Raw genomic sequence first — 15693 nt, forward strand, 5'->3', positions numbered from 1 at the left:
CAAGGACGCCATGCCGGTGGGCACGACCGCAGGTACGCCACAGGTGCTGCTCGCCCATCATCTCAAACAACTCAAACTGCCAACCGTTCTGCGCGAGTACGAAAAGGTCGCGCGCGAATGCGCGCAAGGCGGGGTCGACCACACGCGCTACCTGTTGCGGCTTATCGAGTTGGAGCTCATCGACCGCGAGCGCCGGACCATCGAGCGACGGATCCGCGCAGCCCGTTTCCCGGCTGTGAAGAGCTTCGACACCTTCGAGTTCACCGCCATCCCCAGCCTGAACAAGATGATGGTGGTCGAGCTCGCACGGTGCGAATATATCCTGCGCCGCGAGAACGTCATTGCGCTCGGCAACAGCGGGACAGGCAAGACGCATGTAGCCCTCGCGCTCGGCCTGGCGGCTTGCCAGAAGGGCTTCACAGTCGCCTTCACTACCGCGGCCTCGCTGGTGAACCAGTTGATGGAGGCGCGAGACGAGCGACGGCTGCTCAAGCTCCAACGCGAGATGGCGGCCGTGAAGCTGCTCGTCGTCGATGAACTCGGCTACGTCCCGTTGTCCCCGACCGGCGCCGAACTGCTCTTCGAGGTGCTGTCGCAGCGCTACGAGCGCGGCTCGACCATCATCACCTCCAACCTGCCGTTCGAGGACTGGACGCAGGTGCTCGCCTCCGAGCGGCTGACCGGCGCACTGCTCGACCGGCTCACCCACCATGCCACCATCCTGACCATGAACGGCGACAGCTATCGCCTCAAGCAGTCCACCGGACGCAAACGTCGCGGGGCGGAGCAAAACCAGGCCAGTGCCCTGTCCGACCCGGACACCGGTGAGATATTATCTTCCTGACCATCAGGCCGAGGACGGCAACGATATGAAAAGGGCCCCGATCGGGGCCCTTTTCATATCGTCAGCGCGCGCCTCAAGTGGCCTGCTTTTACTCCGCCCCGCTGGCCTGGTTTTGCTCCGCCGTTGACAGGCTCCAGCCACACGGTCTGCCAGATGCCGCTGACGGGCGTGTACCAGATACCCTGCGGCGCCAGCGTCTGCTTGCCGCGCGGCTGCACGCCATCGGAAGTGGGATCGGCGACCTGGACCACCAGCTCGTTGTCTCCGCTCCGCAGATGTGCGGTGATATCGAAGCTGAAGGTGGCGGAGCCGCCCTTGTGCGCCCCCACATAGGCGCCGTTCACCCAGACGGCCGCTTCATAGTCGACGGCGCCGAAGTTCAGAAGCACGTGCTGCCCGGCCCAATCGGCCGGCACAGCGAAACTGCGCCGATACCAGATGCGGTCGTCCGGAAGAACGGGACGCTGCACGCCCGAAAGCTTCGATTCCACCGCGAAAGGGACTAGGATCTTGCCCTGCATCTGCGCGGGCCGGGGTGTGCCCGCTTTCGCAATCGCATAGTCCCATTGGCCGTTGAGATTGAGCCAACGGTCCCGCACGCGCTGCGGACGCGGATAGCTGCGCCACGCGTTCTCCGGCGTGACCTCCCGGCCCCACTTCGTCGTCAGCGCAGTCTTGTAGACGATCGCGTCCGGCGCGGCGGGAACCGTGCGCTGAGCCAACGCCGGAACGCCGCTGGCAAAGCTGAGCGTGGTCCCCAGCAACAAGGCCGTGCGGAAAAATGCCATCAGATCCTCCCTTTTTCTTTCCAGCCTAGGGTCAGGACCCATTGATGTGAGCGTCGCGATCTGATTCAGGCTCCGCAAGGAGACCGGGATGAGTGACCTGTTTTGGCTGACGAACGAGCAGATGGAGCGGCTGCGGCCGTTCTTTCCCAAGAGCCACGGGAGGCCGAGGGTAGACGATCGGCGGGTGCTGAGTGGCATCGTATTCGTCAATCGCAACGGGCTGCGCTGGCGAGATGCACCCGGCGAGTACGGCCCGCACAAGACGCTGTACAATCGGTGGAAGCGTTGGGGCGAGGCCGGTGTGTTCACGCGAATGATGGAAGGTCTGGCTGCAGCCGGCGCCGAGCCGCAGACGGTCATGATCGACGCAACCTACCTGAAGGCTCACCGCACGGCATCGAGCCTGCGGGTTAAAAAGGGGATCTTGGCCGCCTGATCGGCCGCACCAAAGGCGGCATGAACACCAAGCTTCACGCCATCGCCGATGCGAACGGGCGCCCCTTGAGCTTCTTCATGACCGCGGGCCAGGTCAGCGACTACACCGGCGCGGCAGCGCTACTCGATGACATGCCGAAGGCGCAGTGGCTGCTTGGTGATCGCGGCTACGACGCCGACTGGTTCAGGGACGCCCTCCAGGCTAAAGGCATCCAACCCTGCATCCCAGGCCGCAGGTCGCGCAACGAACCGATCCGGTACGACAAGCGCCGCTATCGGCGTCGCAGCCGCATCGAGATCATGTTCGGCCGCCTCAAGGACTGGCGCCGGGTCGCTACCCGCTACGACCGCTGCCCCACCGCCTTCTTCTCCGCAATCGCCCTCGCTGCCACCGTCATCTTCTGGCTGTGATCAACGAGTCCTGACCCTAACGGCAAGGAACGAAGGAGGCGACCGTAATTATCTTATCTTTTGACCGAACCTTTCAGGCTCACGCCTCTGCCGCAGTCGAGGTCTGCCATCCGCCTCCCAGCGCCAGGAACAAGCGCACCTGATCTGCGGCGATGCGACTTTCCTGTGCCGCCAGCGCCTGTTCGGCGGAAATCAGAACCCGGTCCGCGTCCAGCACCGGCAGGAAGCCCTGCCGACCCGCACGAAACAGCGTCTGCGCATCCCGTGCCGCCTGCGCAGCATGAGACCGCGCCTCCTCCAGCTCGCGGCGGCGATCGAGATCGCGTGCATAGACCGTGAGCGCCGTCTCCACCTCGCGAAGGGCGGTGAGCACCACCCCGTCGAAGCGCGCGTACGCCGCATCCGCCTCGGCCTCGGCCATGCCGATGCGGGCGCGCACGCGCTTGCGGTTCGGGAACTCCCAGCTGATCAGCGGCCCTAGCCCGAACTTGAACGTGTCCGATGACAGGAAGGACTCTGCGAGCCCCGCTGAGCCGATGGACGCGCCGAGACGGATTTTCGGGTACAGGTCCGCGGTTGCGACCCCGATCCGGGCAGTGGCCGCGCGCAGGAGCAGTTCCGCCTGCCGGACGTCCGGCCTGCGCCGTAGCAGCGCGGCCCCGTCACCGATCGGGACCGGCCGATCCAGCTGTGGCTCCCGCCCACAGCCCGCCACCCGCCGGTCGAACTCGGCAGGCGGCTTCCCGGTAAGGGTCGCAAGACGAAACAGCGCCGTCTGCTTCTGGGCGATCAGGGTCGGCAGATTGGCACGGACCTGTGCCTCCTGCGCGGTGGAGCGGGTCACGTCGAGCGTGCTGCCGCGTCCGCCACGAACCAGCCGCCGTGTCAGCTCGGTGCTGCGTCGCTGCAGATCGAGCGCTTGCTGCACGACGCCGATCTCATGCCCCGCAGCGCAGGCCTCGACATAGGCGGCGGTGGTCTGGGCGACGACGGTCACGCGGGTCGCGTCATACGCCGCCTGCGTTGCCGCCACATCGGCATCCGCCGCCTCGATCGCGCGGCGGATCTGACCCGCCAGATCAAGCTGGTAGCTCGCCGATGCCTCCAGCGAATAGACCCAGAAGGATGGGAACGCCTCGCCCGGCATCAACTCTTCCTGTGCCGAGGGCATGGCGCGCGAGATGCTTGCGCCGAGCTCCGTCTGCGGCTCTCGCGCATCCTCGGTGATGGTGCGCTGCGCCTGGGCTCGCGCTATGTTGGCCGCTGCCACGCGCAGGTCTGTATTCGCGGCGATGGCCTCCGCCACGAGGCTGTCGAGCACCGGATCCCGGTACAGACGCCACCAGTCCTGGGGAACGGCAGTCTCGGCGAAGGCGGGCTCGTTGCCGCTCAAGAACGGCGCCTTGGCAGAAGGCCGTTCGGCGATCGCCGTCTCCGGACGGTGGTAGTCGGGGCCGACCGGCGCGCAAGCGGCTGCCGCGACGGTGGCAAGCAAGGGAACGACTTTCCGCAGCATCGACGATCTCATGCCGTCTTCTCCGGGGTGGCGCGACGTTCGAGCCCCCCTGCCACCGTACCGGGGCGCGGTGCAGAAGACGGCTCGCGATGGAGGACGTTGACCGTCGCGGTGCGGCCGACGACGAGAGACAAGCCCGCCGGGACGCGGTCCAGCACGATCCGCACCGGGACACGCTGGGCAAGGCGCACCCAGTTGAAGGTCGGGTTGACGTTGGGGAGCATCTTGTCACCCGCGGTGCGATCGCGATCGTCCACGCCGCTGGCGATGCTCTGGACATGGCCCTCGATCACCCGCTGCTCCCCCATCAGATGGACTTGCACCCGGTCTCCCGGCGCGATCCGAGGCAGCTTGGTTTCCTCGAAATAGCCCACGGCATGGATCGACTTGCGATCGATGATCGCGAACTCGGCGCGCCCGGCAGTGGCATAGTCGCCGGGGCGAAGGTCGAAGTTGGTGATGGTGCCATCCACGCCCGACCGCACCTCCGTACGGGCGAGGTTGAGCCGCGCCGTCTCCAGCTGCACCTGCAGGCGGGCGAGTTCGGCCTGAAGCTGCTCGACCTTGGCGTCCCCCTGCTCGCGTTCCTCGGCCGGGACCAGGTCTCCGAGGGTGCGGTTACGCCGCGCCTCCCGCTGGGCCTGCGCGATCAGGACCTGCTGCGCCGCGATTCCCGCCTGCGCCTGCTTGACCGCGAGTTGGTAGCGCGGCCGGTCGATGATGAACAATGGGGTGCCGGCGCGCACCTCCTGGTTATCGTGCACCAGCACTTCGGTCACCAGCCCCGACACGTCCGGTGCGACCTGCACCACGTCCGCACTGATGCGCCCGTCGCGGGTCCAGGGATCCTCCTCATAATGCCGCCACAGGGCTTCGGCGACGAAATAGCCGGCGAGGACGATGGCGAAGGTGATCAGGACGCGAATGATGATGACGGGTTTCATGACGGTCTCAGAAGGAAAGCGCGAAGGGAGTGCCGGTGGACAGGGCGGCCGCGAGCAGCCCCCACAGGACGACGACCAGGGCGAAGTCGAACAAGCCCCGGTGGAAGACGAAGCGGTAGAAGCCCACACGCGCGAGTGCCCATTCGATCGGGAGCGACACCGCATAGGCGACGATCGCCGCGATCAGCAGCGGGTGGACATAGATGCCGTTGATGTCGATCTGGCCGTTCATGCGGCAAGGGCCTCCGGTTGCCAGGCGCTGGCGTCGGGAAAGAGGTTGCGGCGCAGGCCGACGAGTGCGTGCAGCGTGGGCTCACGGCCAGGGAAATCCGCCGGCGTGTCCAGGGTCAGCGCCAATGCGACGTCGATCTCGTCGAGCAGCATCAACGGCGCACGTTCGCTCGCTCCGTTTCCGAGCCGGCGGAAGTGGCGTCCGAGGGTTACGACAAGCCGCTCCAACGCGACCCGTGCGGCGCCCGACGGGGTCGTTCGCGCCGCTTCGCGGACCTGAAGCACGCCCAGGCCGACGCGAAGATCGCGAAGGGCGTCGGTTCCAGCGAGCCTGAGGTCCGCGGCTGCGCGCGGGAGGCGGGGAAGGATAAGCCCCACCCGGTCCAGCATGCGACTGGTCCAGGCCGCCGGACTGCGGATCGAACGCCCCTCGGCCGCGTCGGCGAGATCGCGCCAGCCGGCCCGCAGGACCCGCAGCACCGCAGCCGCGGGATCCAGCACGCGCACCAGACGGGTCGCGAAGATCGCGGCCAGAACCCCCGCGCACAACGCGAAATTGCTGTTCACGAAGGTGGCGAAATCGGACGGACCATAGTTGTTGTTGAGCGCCAGCCCGCCCGCGATCCCTACCACCAGCGGCATCGTCGCACCGGCGAGTGCCGGGAAGGCGACTGCCACGCCGAGCGGCAGGAAAAGGGGCGCGAGTACCAGCGCCAGCAGCGGAAAGCCGCTGATCATCGGCAGGATGGCGAACAGGTACAAGCCGACGAGCGGAATGCCGGCCGCGGTGCCGTAGAGGAAACCACGCTGCGCGACGGTGGGATCGTCCATGGCCGCGAAGAAGCAGCACATGACCGCGGCGATCATCGTTGCAGTGGCGCCGTCGGGCCAGCCGCTGAAGATCCAGAACGCTGCGCATCCCCCGATCGCCAGCACCGCGGCAAAGGCCGAGCGCAGCGCGAGCGCGTAGTCGAGGTGGAACTTGCGCGGGCGCGCCGCCCGGATCGTCTGCCGCAACGCCTGGGGCAGCTTCTCCTCAGGGAAGCGGATCGCGCGTGCGAGCGACCGGATGGTCCCGAGCAAAACGATGAGTTCCGCCAGCCGACCTGCAAGGTTTACCTGGAGAAGCGCATTCCAGTCGTGTCTTCTCGCCGCCTCCCGCGAAAGCGCTTCGGCGCGCTCGTGGAGCATGTCCGGATCCGCCGCAGCGGGATCCTTGATCCAGCTGCGGATGTCCTCGATCAGCCGATCGAGGTACTCCGGTAGCGCCCCTGCCGCCCGCAGCGTGACGATGCGATCCTCAATCGCGGAGGCCATCGGCAGCAACAGCACCAATCGGTCCTGAAGTGCGGCCAGTGTCCTGCGCTCCGGGCGAATCCGCGCGGTGTCATAGGGCAGATGTGTGCCCAGCAGATGGAGCTCGGTCGTATCGTTCGCGAGGCGGCGGCGCTCCATCTCCGTCTCTGGGGAGGAGGCGCCGGACAGGGCGTCCGCGGTCCAGCGCTCGGCATCCGCCAGGATGTCGCGCAGCCGATCGCGCACCGCGTCGCCCACGCTCAGCGGGAAGATGATCGAGTGGAACAACATCGCGCAGAACACACCGAGCCCGATTTCCTGGGCGCGGAGCACCGCGGTGCCGAACACCTGCTCCGGGTGACCTGCGGAAGGAAACCCGACGAAGGCGGCCGTATAACCGGCCAGCATGAAGAGGTAGGAGCGCGGGGTACGGTCCATCAGCGAAACGAACAGGCAGCCGCCGACCCACAGGGCCATCACCAGCGTCAGCAACACCGGCGCGTTCACGAACGCCAGCACCATGAGCACTGCGGCGCCCGCGCCGACGACGGTCCCGATGAGGCGGAACACGCCCTTGGAAACCGACGCGCCGGACAGGGGCTGGCTCGCGATATAGACCGTCACCATTGCCCAAAAGGGACGTTCCAGGCCGATCTCGAAGGAGAGGAACAACGCCAGCAAGGCGCCGGCAAAGGCGTTGGCCGAGAACACCAGATGACGCACGCCGATCGTCACGCGGCCGGCGTCCCGTCTGGACATTCCTGGAGAACGACCGCCAGGCGGTCCATCACCCGCAACGCGGCGCGAACGTCTTCGTCCGGGATCCCCGCGAAGACGCGCGCGCGCAGCGTCGCCGAACGCTCTTCGACCTCTGCGGCAAGGCTCCGGCCGGCGTCGGTGAGGTGGAGGGTCTTGGCGCGGCCGTCCTCAGGATCGGGACGACGATCGAGGAGACCCGCCTGCAGCAGCTGCTGGATGAGCGGAACCAGCGATGCCCCTTCCAGTCCCAGCTCTTCTGCAAGCGTCCCCTGGCGAAGCCCGTCTCCCATCCGGCCGATCAGCATCACGGCCAGCGCCGTGGTGTGGGACAGATCGAGCGAGGAGAGCCCTTTGTCGATGTAGCGTCGATAGGCGCGCGCGAGCGGCATCAGGCGGTGCGTGAACCCGCGTTGCAGCTGTTGATCCGGCATGGCGACGCCAGATAGTTAGGAAGCTAACTAAATGGAACCCCGCTCAGCAACATTTTGTTGCAAACCATGGCGAGGTCTCCACAGGGGACGCCCGCGGAGGCGCATCGCGCAGGGTCGTCATGGCATTGACGCGATCCCCGCCCATCGGGAAATGACCAGCAAGAAGAATTGGGGAGAATGAATGATGTCGATCCTGCGCCGGAGCATAGGGCTGTTCCTCGTCGCCACAGTGGCAGCCTGCGCGCCGGCCTCTTCGCTGCGGGTGATGACCTTCAACGTCCGCCTTTCCTACGATGAGGGTCCGACCCGGTGGGACGTGCGCCGCCCCGTGATGGTGGCGACGATCCGCGACACCCAGCCCGATGTGATCGGCACGCAGGAACTCCACCAGCGGCAGGGCGACGATCTGGTGCGCGCGCTGCCGCAATATCGCTGGTTCGGCCGCGATCGACGGGGCGGTCACGCGGATGAGCACATGGGCATCCTTTATCGCACCGACCGGCTCCGGCTGGTGACCGAGGGCGACTTCTGGCTGTCCGACACGCCCGAGCAGCCGGGCAGCATGAGCTGGGGTACCGATCTGCCGCGCATGGCGACCTGGGGCGTGTTCGAGACCCTCGGCCGCAACCCGCGCCGCTTCGTGTTCGTCGACACCCACTTGCCCCACCGGGAGCAGGATGCCCAAGCGCGCGAGCAGGGCGGCGCCCTGATCCTGTCGCGCCTGCCCGCAATCGCCAAGGACCTGCCGCTGGTCGTGGCCGGCGACTTCAACGCAGAACCGGACAGCGGCGTCTACGCTGAGTTCTCCAAGGCCCTCACCGACGCCTGGACGGCGGCTCCGCGAAAGCAGGGTCCGGAGCTCACCTTCCACGATTTCACGGGCGTCGGCAAAAAGCGCATCGACTATCTGTTCGTCCGCGGCTTCCAGATCAAGGACGCGACGGTCGATACGCATCACGAGGGTACGACCTATGCCTCGGATCACTTCCCCGTGATGGCGACGGTCGCCTTCGAGAAATAGGGGTAAGGAAGAGCCCCGCATGATCAAGACCCTGATGGTAGCCGCCCGCGATCGCGGGCGGCTTGCAGAAATCCTGCAGATCGCCTCACGCTTCGGCCTCGGGGTCTTGCTTGCCCGGCTGGGGCTGGAGCGGAACGACGGCGAACTCGACAATCCGCAGACCCTTCCGCGCCGCACGCGACTGGCGCTGGAGGCCCTGGGACCCACGTTCGTGAAGCTGGGCCAGATCCTCGCCACGCGCGGCGACCTGCTGCCTCCAGAATGGATCGCGGAACTGGAGCAACTGCACAGCGGCGCTCCCACCCTGCCCTTCGAAGCCCTCCGGCCGGCTGTAGAAGAAGCGCTCGGCCAATCACCCGAGACCGCGTTCGGGAGCTTCGATCCCGAACCCCTGGCCGCCGCCTCCATGGCACAGGTCCACCGCGCGACCCTGAAAGACGGAACGCCCGTCGTTCTCAAGATCCGGCGACCGGACATCCGGCCGCGCATGGAAGCCGACCTGCGGCTGATCGCCCAACTGGCCTCGGTGGCGGAAGCCGCGAGCGCCGAGGCTAGGCGCTTCGCGCCCGCCGCGATGACGCGCCAGCTCGCCGAAGCCGTGCTGGAGGAACTCGACTTCACCGGCGAAGGTCGCAACGCCGACCGGCTTCGTGCCGACTTCGCACGCGATCCGCGCGTGGTGGTGCCGGAGATCCACTGGGCCTGGACATCCGAAGCGCTGCTGGTGATGGACTACATCTCGGGGACCCCGCCCCGAGACGGCGATCGTCTTCGTGCGGCGGGTATCGATCCGGCGGAAATCGCATCGCTTGGCGCCGACATCGTGCTCGACATGGTGTTGGTGAACGGGCGCTTCCATGCGGATCCGCACCCGGGCAACCTGCTATGCCTGCCGGGTAACCGTATCGCGTTGCTCGACCTCGGCATGATCGGTCATGTCTCTCCGCGCCGCCGCGAGGAGTTCATCGCCTTCACCCAGTCGCTGAACGCCGGTGATCCGGCGGCTCTGGCCGATGTCCTCGCGACCTGGTCCGCGGGAAGCGCCGTGCCGCGCGACCGCGTCCAGGCCGCAGCCGAGCGGTTGATCGTGCGCCACGGCGGCGGCCGTGTCGTCCTGAGCGCGATGGTTGCGGACTTCCTGCCATTGATGCGCGACGAGGGCATGACGATGCCCCCCGACCTGTTGTTGATCTTCAAGGCGCTGGCGACGATCGACGGGGTGCTCACGGCGATCCAGCCCGACTTCGACCTGTCTTCGGCGATGCAGCGTTCGTCGCTGCGGATCGCGCAGGCCCGGCTCTCGCCCGACCACTGGCTGCCGACGCTTCAGGCGCTCGCGTGGGAACTCAGCAAGATCGGGAGCGACGCGCCGCGGCTGCTTCGCGCCGCGATCCGGCGTCTCGAAAGCGAACCTGCCCAGCCACCACAGGATGCCGGAGCAGCCATCATCACGGGATCGCGCTGGATCGGCGGTGCGATCGTCGCGGGCGCGATGCTGGTCGGTGGCGCGATCCTGCTGGCCTAGCCGGCGATCTTTTCACTCGGTGGGGGCGGTTCGAACCCGAAGACGCTGCGCCCGCCATATTCGTGGCTTGAACGGCGTTCCTGCGCGATCAGTGCTTCCACCGACGGACCAGTGGCATCCCGCTCCAGCCGCCGCGCCTGCGCGTCCAGCCGGCGGATCGCCGCGAGCTCCTCGGTGTTTCCGAGCTTCGCCTTGATCACTGCCCGCTTCATGACGGCGATACTCTGGTCGTAGACGCGGGTGGACACCGGAAAGGGGTGACGGTCCTTGCCGCCATGCGCGAGCGAGAAGCGCGCGGGATCGGTGAACCGGCAAGGGGTGCCGTGCACCACCTCCGCCACCATCGCGAGCGCCTGCACCGTCCGTGCGCCGACCCGCGGCGACAGCAGCAGGTCGGCGAAATCGACCGGCGCGCGATCAGCCGCGGCGGCGAGGTTGCCGTGGAGGCGACGCGCCACGATGTTCTCGGGCCGCACGTCGTGATGATCCGGCATCACCAGGTGCGGCAGCAGGCCCTGTGCCGGCGCAGCTGGCTCAACGGGCTGCATTCGAGCAAACTCCCGCACGATCCCGTCCGGACCGAGTGTCGCCAGAACCTCGAGTTGGCACTGCCGGGAGGGCGCCGCGCGACGATCGGCCAGATTGACGATCATTCCCTGCCCGCGGCCCTCGATCGCGGCGTGGGGAGCATCGACGAAGCTGGTGATCCCCTCCGACAGCCAATGATAGCGGCGCGCCTGCCTGCGATCGCCGTTCATTCCCTGCTGCACGACCACCCAGCGCCCGTCGTCCGTGACGATGAAGCCGTGGAGATAGAGGTCGAAGCCGTCCTGCACCGCCGCACTGTCGACCTTCGCGACAAGCCGGCTGGCCTTGCCAAGCGCCGCGCCATCCAGGCCCACCCGGTCACCGACTGCCGCGAGTTCCGACGGCGTCGCCCGCGAATGACGCCCCCGACCGCCGCACACGTGGATACCGAGTTCGCCGGAAAGCGGTGCCAGCCCACGCTTGAGGGCTCCGAGGACACTCGTGGTGATGCCTGAGGAATGCCAGTCCATCCCCATCACCGCCCCGAACGACTGGAACCAGAACGGGTGCGCCAGCCGCCGGAGCAGTTCGTCGCGGCCATATTCGTGAACAATGGCCTCGACGATGACCGCGCCGAGCTTCGTCATCCGCTGGCCGAGCCATGCCGGCACCCTGCCGCCATGCAGCGGCAGGTCGGCGCTCCCGGCACGGCGCGTCACCGGCAGGTACTCGGAAGGTGCAGGGAGACGTGAGCGAGCATGACATCACTGTAGCACGCCAGGAACGAACGCGGAACAGCCTCGCCTCACGTGGGTGCTACAGGCCCTCCCCGCCGACCCAATGCGCGTTCGACAGCCGCCGCGCCACGTCCCAGGTCTGGCGGCGGATATCCGGTACCGCGACGATCTCCCAGAAAGCCCCGCGTGTCATGGGGCCGAGTGCGAACAGCCGTTCGCTTGCCGAGCCGTCCGCCCGCACCACCTGGCCGCTGACCGTGACGTCGAGACCCAGATGCTCCGGGTCCGGACGCACTGCGCCGCGATCGACCAGCCTGCGCAGCAGCGGCTCACTGGTGCGAAGCAGGTCACCTTGGGGTCCGGTGCAGTTGATGATCCGGTGGACATGCAGCCGCTGTTCCACCTCGTCGCCGCGCGGCCGATATCGGACGTTGACGCCGTTACTGACCTCCTCGAACCCAAGCGTCTTCCCGGCAACGACGTTCAACCGCCCGCTCGCCTGCAGATCGGCAAGCCGGTCGGCGACCGCTGGAGCAAGCCGGTGGCGGTGCACGTCCCACCACGGACGCAGGTGCCGCAGGAACCGTGCGCGGTCCGCCTCCGTCGCCTGCGCCCACAGCGCCTGCGTGTAGGGGCGTAGCTCATCGACGGCGTTCCGCCAGCCGACCTCCTGGGCACGCTCGCGTACGCGCTGCACCAGCCTCGCCCCGGTTTCCGCGGGCTTTTCGACGATCTTGTCCCACGGGGCGGGAGCTTCGTGCCGCCGCGGCAGCAGCCCTCGCCGGGACAGTGCAACGATGCGGCCCCTGAAACCGCGGGCGTCGAGCATCAGCACGACGTCGACCATGGTCAGGCCGGTGCCGATGACCAGGACGGTATCCTCGCCGGAAAGCCCCTCCCCGACCCCCGGCTCCCAGGGATCGCCCTTGTAGCGCTCCGCGGAGATTGCAGCCGGATCAAGGCCGGGCGGCGAATGGGGTGGAAGGTTGCCCACTGCAAGCACCGCTGCATCGGCAACGATCTCGGGACCATTCGCCAGCTGCACGCGAACGTCTCCGTTCTCGACGACGTCGAGCGCGTCGCCGTGAACGATGCGCAGCCGGTCGCCGGCGCGTGCCTGCGCCTCGTCGAGCAGCTCGCGCAGGTAGGTGCCATAGGTCAGCCGCGGCACGAAGGCCGCCGGCGCATCCGGTACCCCGCGCTTCTCCAGCCAGCGCACGAAATGGTCCGGCTCGTCCGGAAAAGCGCTCATGTTCGAAGCGCGGACGTTGAGGACATGGCTCGGATGCGCAGCGCCATAGGCCAGCCCGAGGCCGGGACGCGGCGCACGCTCGATCAGGGTCGCGCGGGGGCCCCCGTGGCGCAGCAGGTTGATCGCCTGCAGCGTGCCCGAAAAACCCGCACCGACGATCGCGACATGACGGATCACGCGCTCAGATCTCGTAGACCAGCGCGGATCCCTCGGCCACCGCCGCGGCGTTGCGGCGGGTCATCTCAGCGTGCAGCTGCCGCACCGTGTTGCTCCCGGTGCGGGTGAACCATGCGGGAACCAGGGCATGCACGAGGCACGCCGCGCCCCCTTTCAGCATCGCGAAGCCGAAATGCGCCGCCGTACGCGCATGTTCGGCATAGCTTTCCCCGACGCTACGGGGATGATCCGTGAACAGCCGTCCGATCATCACCTACTCCCACTCCGTTGATGGGAGAAGCGCATAGGGCGGCTGTAGGGTTCCGCCAAGCCGGGCGTACAGCCCGGCCCGGCAGGGCCTCACCAGTTGAAACCGGCGCGCGCGTAGAGATAGCGGCCGTTGAAGCCGAACGGCGAGTAGTAGGGGAAGCCCAGCACGCCGGTGCTGTTGTTCGCCGGGATGATGCGATCCGGATAGACGTCGAACAGGTTGTTCACGCCCAGGGCAAACTGCGCACCCTTGGTGGCCTGGTACCGCAGCTCCAGGTCGGTGATCGCGTGCCGCCCGGTGTGGACATCTGCCGCTTCCGTGGTCCCCGGCTGCGTCACGTCGCCGTAGTACGTGACGCGAGCAAGCGCGCCGAGCTGGTCGAGCGACCAGTCGATCGTGCCGGTCACCTTCTCCCGCGGCGTACCCTCTTCCAGCGACAGGATGCGGGTGCGGGCAAACAGCGTCGGCGCCGGGTTCAGGGTCGACGTGGTGGTCGGCACGCGCGTGACCTTCACATCATTGATGTTGCCGGCGAGGGTGAAGTCGAAGCTGCCGGCGGCCGCGGTCCGCAGGCGGTAGTGTGCGACCGCGTCGATGCCCTTCGTCGTGGATGCAAGTCCGTTGATAAAGAAGCGCGCAGCCTGGACTCCGCTCGGCAGCAGCTCGGCAACTGCCGGGTTGTAGCTGGGCGTGCCGGGCGTTCCGGCGCTGATATTCTCGGAAAGGCCGATCTGGTCGCGGATGTGGATGCGGTAGGCGTCCACCGTCAGGTCGAAGCCGCCGGCGCGAACCACGAATCCTGCCGAAAGGTTGGTCGACTTCTCGGCATCAAGCGGCAGCCCGCCCAGAGCCCGGGCAACCGGATCCACCGACGGATAGGTCCCGGTCTGTACCGGGACGCCGTTCTGCACCACCTGTGCGATCTGCGTGAAATACTGCTGCTGCAGCGACGGTGCGCGGAAGCCGGTCGAAGCGGTGCCGCGAAGGGCAAGCCAGTCCGCCACGTCATAGCGCGCCGACAGCTTGCCGTTCACGGTCGAGCCGAAATCCGAATACTTCTCTGCACGCCCGGCGATGCCAAGCAGCAGCTTGTCGGTCACCTGCGCTTCCACATCGGCATAGATGCTGCCGTTGCGGCGGCTGCGCTCGATCTCGTTCAGGGGCGAGAAGCCGCCGAAGCCCTGCGCACCCGGGGCTGCACCGCCCGCATAATCTGGCGTCGGATAGCCGTAGGACGCGAGCTCGCCCCCCTCGATTTTGTAGCCCTCACGGCGCCCCTCGACGCCGAAGGCGACGTTGAGCGACTGGAAGACGTCGAAGCTGCGCGCGACGTCCAGGCCGGCGACCCACTGATCGTAGACCAGCGCGCCATCGTAGAAGTCGGTCGGCGTTTCGGCGCCATAGGAGAAGTTGGCCGAGTTGCGCGTGCGGAACTCGATCTTGTTCCGCCCGTAGCTGACGTTCAGGTCCAGGTTCCAGCCGCCGACTTCGCCCTTCACGCCGACCGCGGAGTTCAGGTCGCGCGACTTGCTGTTGATCAGCGGAAGAAAGCCGTCGGGGTAGATGGAGGCGGCGTTGCTGTACCCGGACGTGACGCCCGGCAGCCGCGGAAAGGCCGCGCTTTCGGATTCCCGGTTTTGATAGCCGGCCCAGCCGTAGAGCTGGAAAGTCTCGCCGAGTGAGGTCCCTGCATTGGCGAAGATGGAATATTGATCCACCTCGGGATCCCCGTAGCGACCGGTGATGCGGCTCGGCGTCACGCGCGGATCATAGTCCGCGCGGTTGGTCGGCTCGCGCTTCGTATATTCGCCCGACAGGGTGAGGAAGCCGTCGCTGCCGAAGCCGATGCCCTGCCACAGCGAAGCCGTCACCGTCGGCTCGCCATTGGTGTGGCGGCTGCCTCGGGCGGTGTCGATCTGGGTGTTGTAGAAGCCGTAGGTCACCGACGCGCCGCCACCTTCGCGGGCCTCCCGCAGGCGCAGGTTGACGACGCCCGCAATCGCATCAGAGCCATATTGTGCCGATGCGCCGTCACGCAGCACTTCGATGCGATCCAGCGCCGTGACCGGGATGGTGTTGAGATCCACGGCCGCTGAGCCGCGGCCCACGGTGCCGTTGGTGTTCAGGAGCGCGGACGTATGGCCGCGCACGCCGTTGATCAGCACCAGGGTCTGGTCGGGCGAGAGCCCGCGCAGCGTCGCCGGGCGGATGGCGTCGGTTCCGTCGTTCGCCGCGGGACGCGGGAAGTCGATCGAAGGCGCAACTGCTGCAAGCGCCGCACCGAGCTCGGTCGTTCCCTGGCGCTGCAGGCTGGCGGCGCTCAGCACGTCCACGGGCGACGCGCTGTCGAGCCGCGTGCGGCCTTCCGCACGGGTGCCGGTGACGATGATCTCGTTCCCCTCGTCGGCCGGCGTCGAGGCGCCCGCAACAGGTGCGTTTTCCGCCTCCTCGCCCGGCGCGGCGGCTTGCTGCGCGCTCGCCGGCACGGACGCGAGCGCAAGAAGGGAAACGGTGAGCAGACCTGCTGCGCGAAGACGAGCCATGGGAA

Annotated in this window: 14 protein-coding genes; 4 read left to right on the forward strand and 10 right to left on the reverse strand. The window is 67.4% G+C overall.

What is annotated here, in order from left to right:
- Nucleotides 1–10: 10 nt before the first annotated feature.
- On the forward strand, nucleotides 11–844 hold the full coding sequence (gene istB, locus EDF69_RS10770; RefSeq protein WP_204991410.1) for an IS21-like element helper ATPase IstB: 834 nt from the start codon (nucleotides 11–13) through the stop codon (nucleotides 842–844).
- 53 nt (nucleotides 845–897) lie between these two features.
- Here istB and EDF69_RS10775 read toward each other — a convergent pair whose 3' ends face one another.
- Nucleotides 898–1632, reverse strand: a complete 735-nt coding sequence (locus EDF69_RS10775; RefSeq protein WP_204991365.1) for a sugar-binding domain-containing protein — start codon at nucleotides 1630–1632, stop codon at nucleotides 898–900.
- Between the two features lie 88 nt (nucleotides 1633–1720).
- On the opposite strand from EDF69_RS10775, the gene EDF69_RS10780 reads away from it, so the two are divergent.
- A protein-coding gene (locus EDF69_RS10780) for an IS5 family transposase (protein ID WP_125962533.1) occupies nucleotides 1721–2478 on the forward strand; the annotation gives its coding sequence in 2 pieces (ribosomal slippage) (nucleotides 1721–2054 and nucleotides 2054–2478; 759 coding nt in all).
- A gap of 79 nt (nucleotides 2479–2557) precedes the next feature.
- On the opposite strand, the gene EDF69_RS10785 is transcribed toward EDF69_RS10780, so the two are convergent.
- Genes EDF69_RS10785 through EDF69_RS10805 form a run of 5 tightly spaced genes read right to left on the reverse strand, consistent with a single transcriptional unit; the run spans nucleotide 2558 to nucleotide 7655 of the window.
- Nucleotides 2558–3994 carry an efflux transporter outer membrane subunit gene (locus EDF69_RS10785; protein WP_132884546.1) on the reverse strand — a complete coding sequence of 479 codons (1437 nt, stop codon included), beginning with the start codon at nucleotides 3992–3994 and terminating at the stop codon, nucleotides 2558–2560.
- Between the two features lie 8 nt (nucleotides 3995–4002).
- A complete protein-coding gene (locus EDF69_RS10790; RefSeq protein ID WP_132884545.1) occupies nucleotides 4003–4938 on the reverse strand; it encodes an efflux RND transporter periplasmic adaptor subunit in 936 nt (311 codons plus the stop codon).
- Nucleotides 4939–4945: 7 nt separating this feature from the next.
- Complete coding sequence (locus tag EDF69_RS10795; protein ID WP_132884544.1) at nucleotides 4946–5170, reverse strand: DUF1656 domain-containing protein; 225 nt, start codon at nucleotides 5168–5170, stop codon at nucleotides 4946–4948.
- Nucleotides 5167–7224, reverse strand: coding sequence for an FUSC family protein (locus EDF69_RS10800; RefSeq protein ID WP_132884543.1), 2058 nt, complete (start codon nucleotides 7222–7224; stop codon nucleotides 5167–5169). Before EDF69_RS10800 ends, EDF69_RS10795 begins: the two co-directional genes overlap by 4 nt.
- Nucleotides 7197–7655 (reverse strand): MarR family winged helix-turn-helix transcriptional regulator, encoded by a 459-nt coding sequence (locus EDF69_RS10805; RefSeq protein WP_132884542.1) that lies wholly within the window; start codon nucleotides 7653–7655, stop codon nucleotides 7197–7199. Before EDF69_RS10805 ends, EDF69_RS10800 begins: the two co-directional genes overlap by 28 nt.
- A gap of 181 nt (nucleotides 7656–7836) precedes the next feature.
- On the opposite strand from EDF69_RS10805, the gene EDF69_RS10810 reads away from it, so the two are divergent.
- Nucleotides 7837–8676: an endonuclease/exonuclease/phosphatase family protein gene (locus tag EDF69_RS10810; protein WP_132884541.1), complete on the forward strand. Its 840-nt coding sequence runs from the start codon at nucleotides 7837–7839 to the stop codon at nucleotides 8674–8676.
- Between the two features lie 19 nt (nucleotides 8677–8695).
- Nucleotides 8696–10201, forward strand: a complete 1506-nt coding sequence (locus tag EDF69_RS10815; RefSeq protein ID WP_132884540.1) for an ABC1 kinase family protein — start codon at nucleotides 8696–8698, stop codon at nucleotides 10199–10201.
- Here EDF69_RS10815 and EDF69_RS10820 read toward each other — a convergent pair.
- The 4 genes from EDF69_RS10820 to EDF69_RS10835 all read right to left on the reverse strand — a co-directional run bounded on the left by EDF69_RS10820 (nucleotide 10198) and on the right by EDF69_RS10835 (nucleotide 15688).
- Nucleotides 10198–11448 carry a DUF763 domain-containing protein gene (locus EDF69_RS10820; RefSeq protein ID WP_132884539.1) on the reverse strand — a complete coding sequence of 417 codons (1251 nt, stop codon included), beginning with the start codon at nucleotides 11446–11448 and terminating at the stop codon, nucleotides 10198–10200. The two genes, EDF69_RS10815 and EDF69_RS10820, sit on opposite strands and share 4 nt — an antisense overlap.
- A 97-nt stretch (nucleotides 11449–11545) precedes the next feature.
- A complete protein-coding gene (locus EDF69_RS10825; protein ID WP_132884538.1) occupies nucleotides 11546–12895 on the reverse strand; it encodes an FAD/NAD(P)-binding protein in 1350 nt (449 codons plus the stop codon).
- Between the two features lie 4 nt (nucleotides 12896–12899).
- Nucleotides 12900–13145, reverse strand: coding sequence for a DUF6356 family protein (locus tag EDF69_RS10830; protein ID WP_132884537.1), 246 nt, complete (start codon nucleotides 13143–13145; stop codon nucleotides 12900–12902).
- Between the two features lie 89 nt (nucleotides 13146–13234).
- Nucleotides 13235–15688, reverse strand: a complete 2454-nt coding sequence (locus EDF69_RS10835; RefSeq protein WP_132884536.1) for a TonB-dependent receptor plug domain-containing protein — start codon at nucleotides 15686–15688, stop codon at nucleotides 13235–13237.
- Nucleotides 15689–15693: the final 5 nt, after the last annotated feature.

The sequence above is a fragment of the Sphingomonas sp. JUb134 genome, from assembly GCF_004341505.2.
In the GTDB taxonomy this organism is placed as follows: domain Bacteria; phylum Pseudomonadota; class Alphaproteobacteria; order Sphingomonadales; family Sphingomonadaceae; genus Sphingomonas.

Excerpts from the sequence above, each read along its gene's own strand:
- EDF69_RS10815 (WP_132884540.1), top strand. The coding sequence starts at position 8,696 with ATGATCAAGACCCTGATGGTAGCCGCCCGCGATCGCGGGCGGCTTGCA.
- EDF69_RS10830 (WP_132884537.1), bottom strand. The coding sequence starts at position 13,145 with ATGATCGGACGGCTGTTCACGGATCATCCCCGTAGCGTCGGGGAAAGC.
- EDF69_RS10775 (WP_204991365.1), bottom strand. The coding sequence starts at position 1,632 with ATGGCATTTTTCCGCACGGCCTTGTTGCTGGGGACCACGCTCAGCTTT.
- EDF69_RS10785 (WP_132884546.1), bottom strand. The coding sequence starts at position 3,994 with ATGCTGCGGAAAGTCGTTCCCTTGCTTGCCACCGTCGCGGCAGCCGCT.
- EDF69_RS10835 (WP_132884536.1), bottom strand. The coding sequence starts at position 15,688 with ATGGCTCGTCTTCGCGCAGCAGGTCTGCTCACCGTTTCCCTTCTTGCG.
- istB (WP_204991410.1), top strand. The coding sequence starts at position 11 with ATGCCGGTGGGCACGACCGCAGGTACGCCACAGGTGCTGCTCGCCCAT.
- EDF69_RS10805 (WP_132884542.1), bottom strand. The coding sequence starts at position 7,655 with ATGCCGGATCAACAGCTGCAACGCGGGTTCACGCACCGCCTGATGCCG.
- EDF69_RS10790 (WP_132884545.1), bottom strand. The coding sequence starts at position 4,938 with ATGAAACCCGTCATCATCATTCGCGTCCTGATCACCTTCGCCATCGTC.
- EDF69_RS10795 (WP_132884544.1), bottom strand. The coding sequence starts at position 5,170 with ATGAACGGCCAGATCGACATCAACGGCATCTATGTCCACCCGCTGCTG.
- EDF69_RS10800 (WP_132884543.1), bottom strand. The coding sequence starts at position 7,224 with ATGTCCAGACGGGACGCCGGCCGCGTGACGATCGGCGTGCGTCATCTG.
- EDF69_RS10810 (WP_132884541.1), top strand. The coding sequence starts at position 7,837 with ATGATGTCGATCCTGCGCCGGAGCATAGGGCTGTTCCTCGTCGCCACA.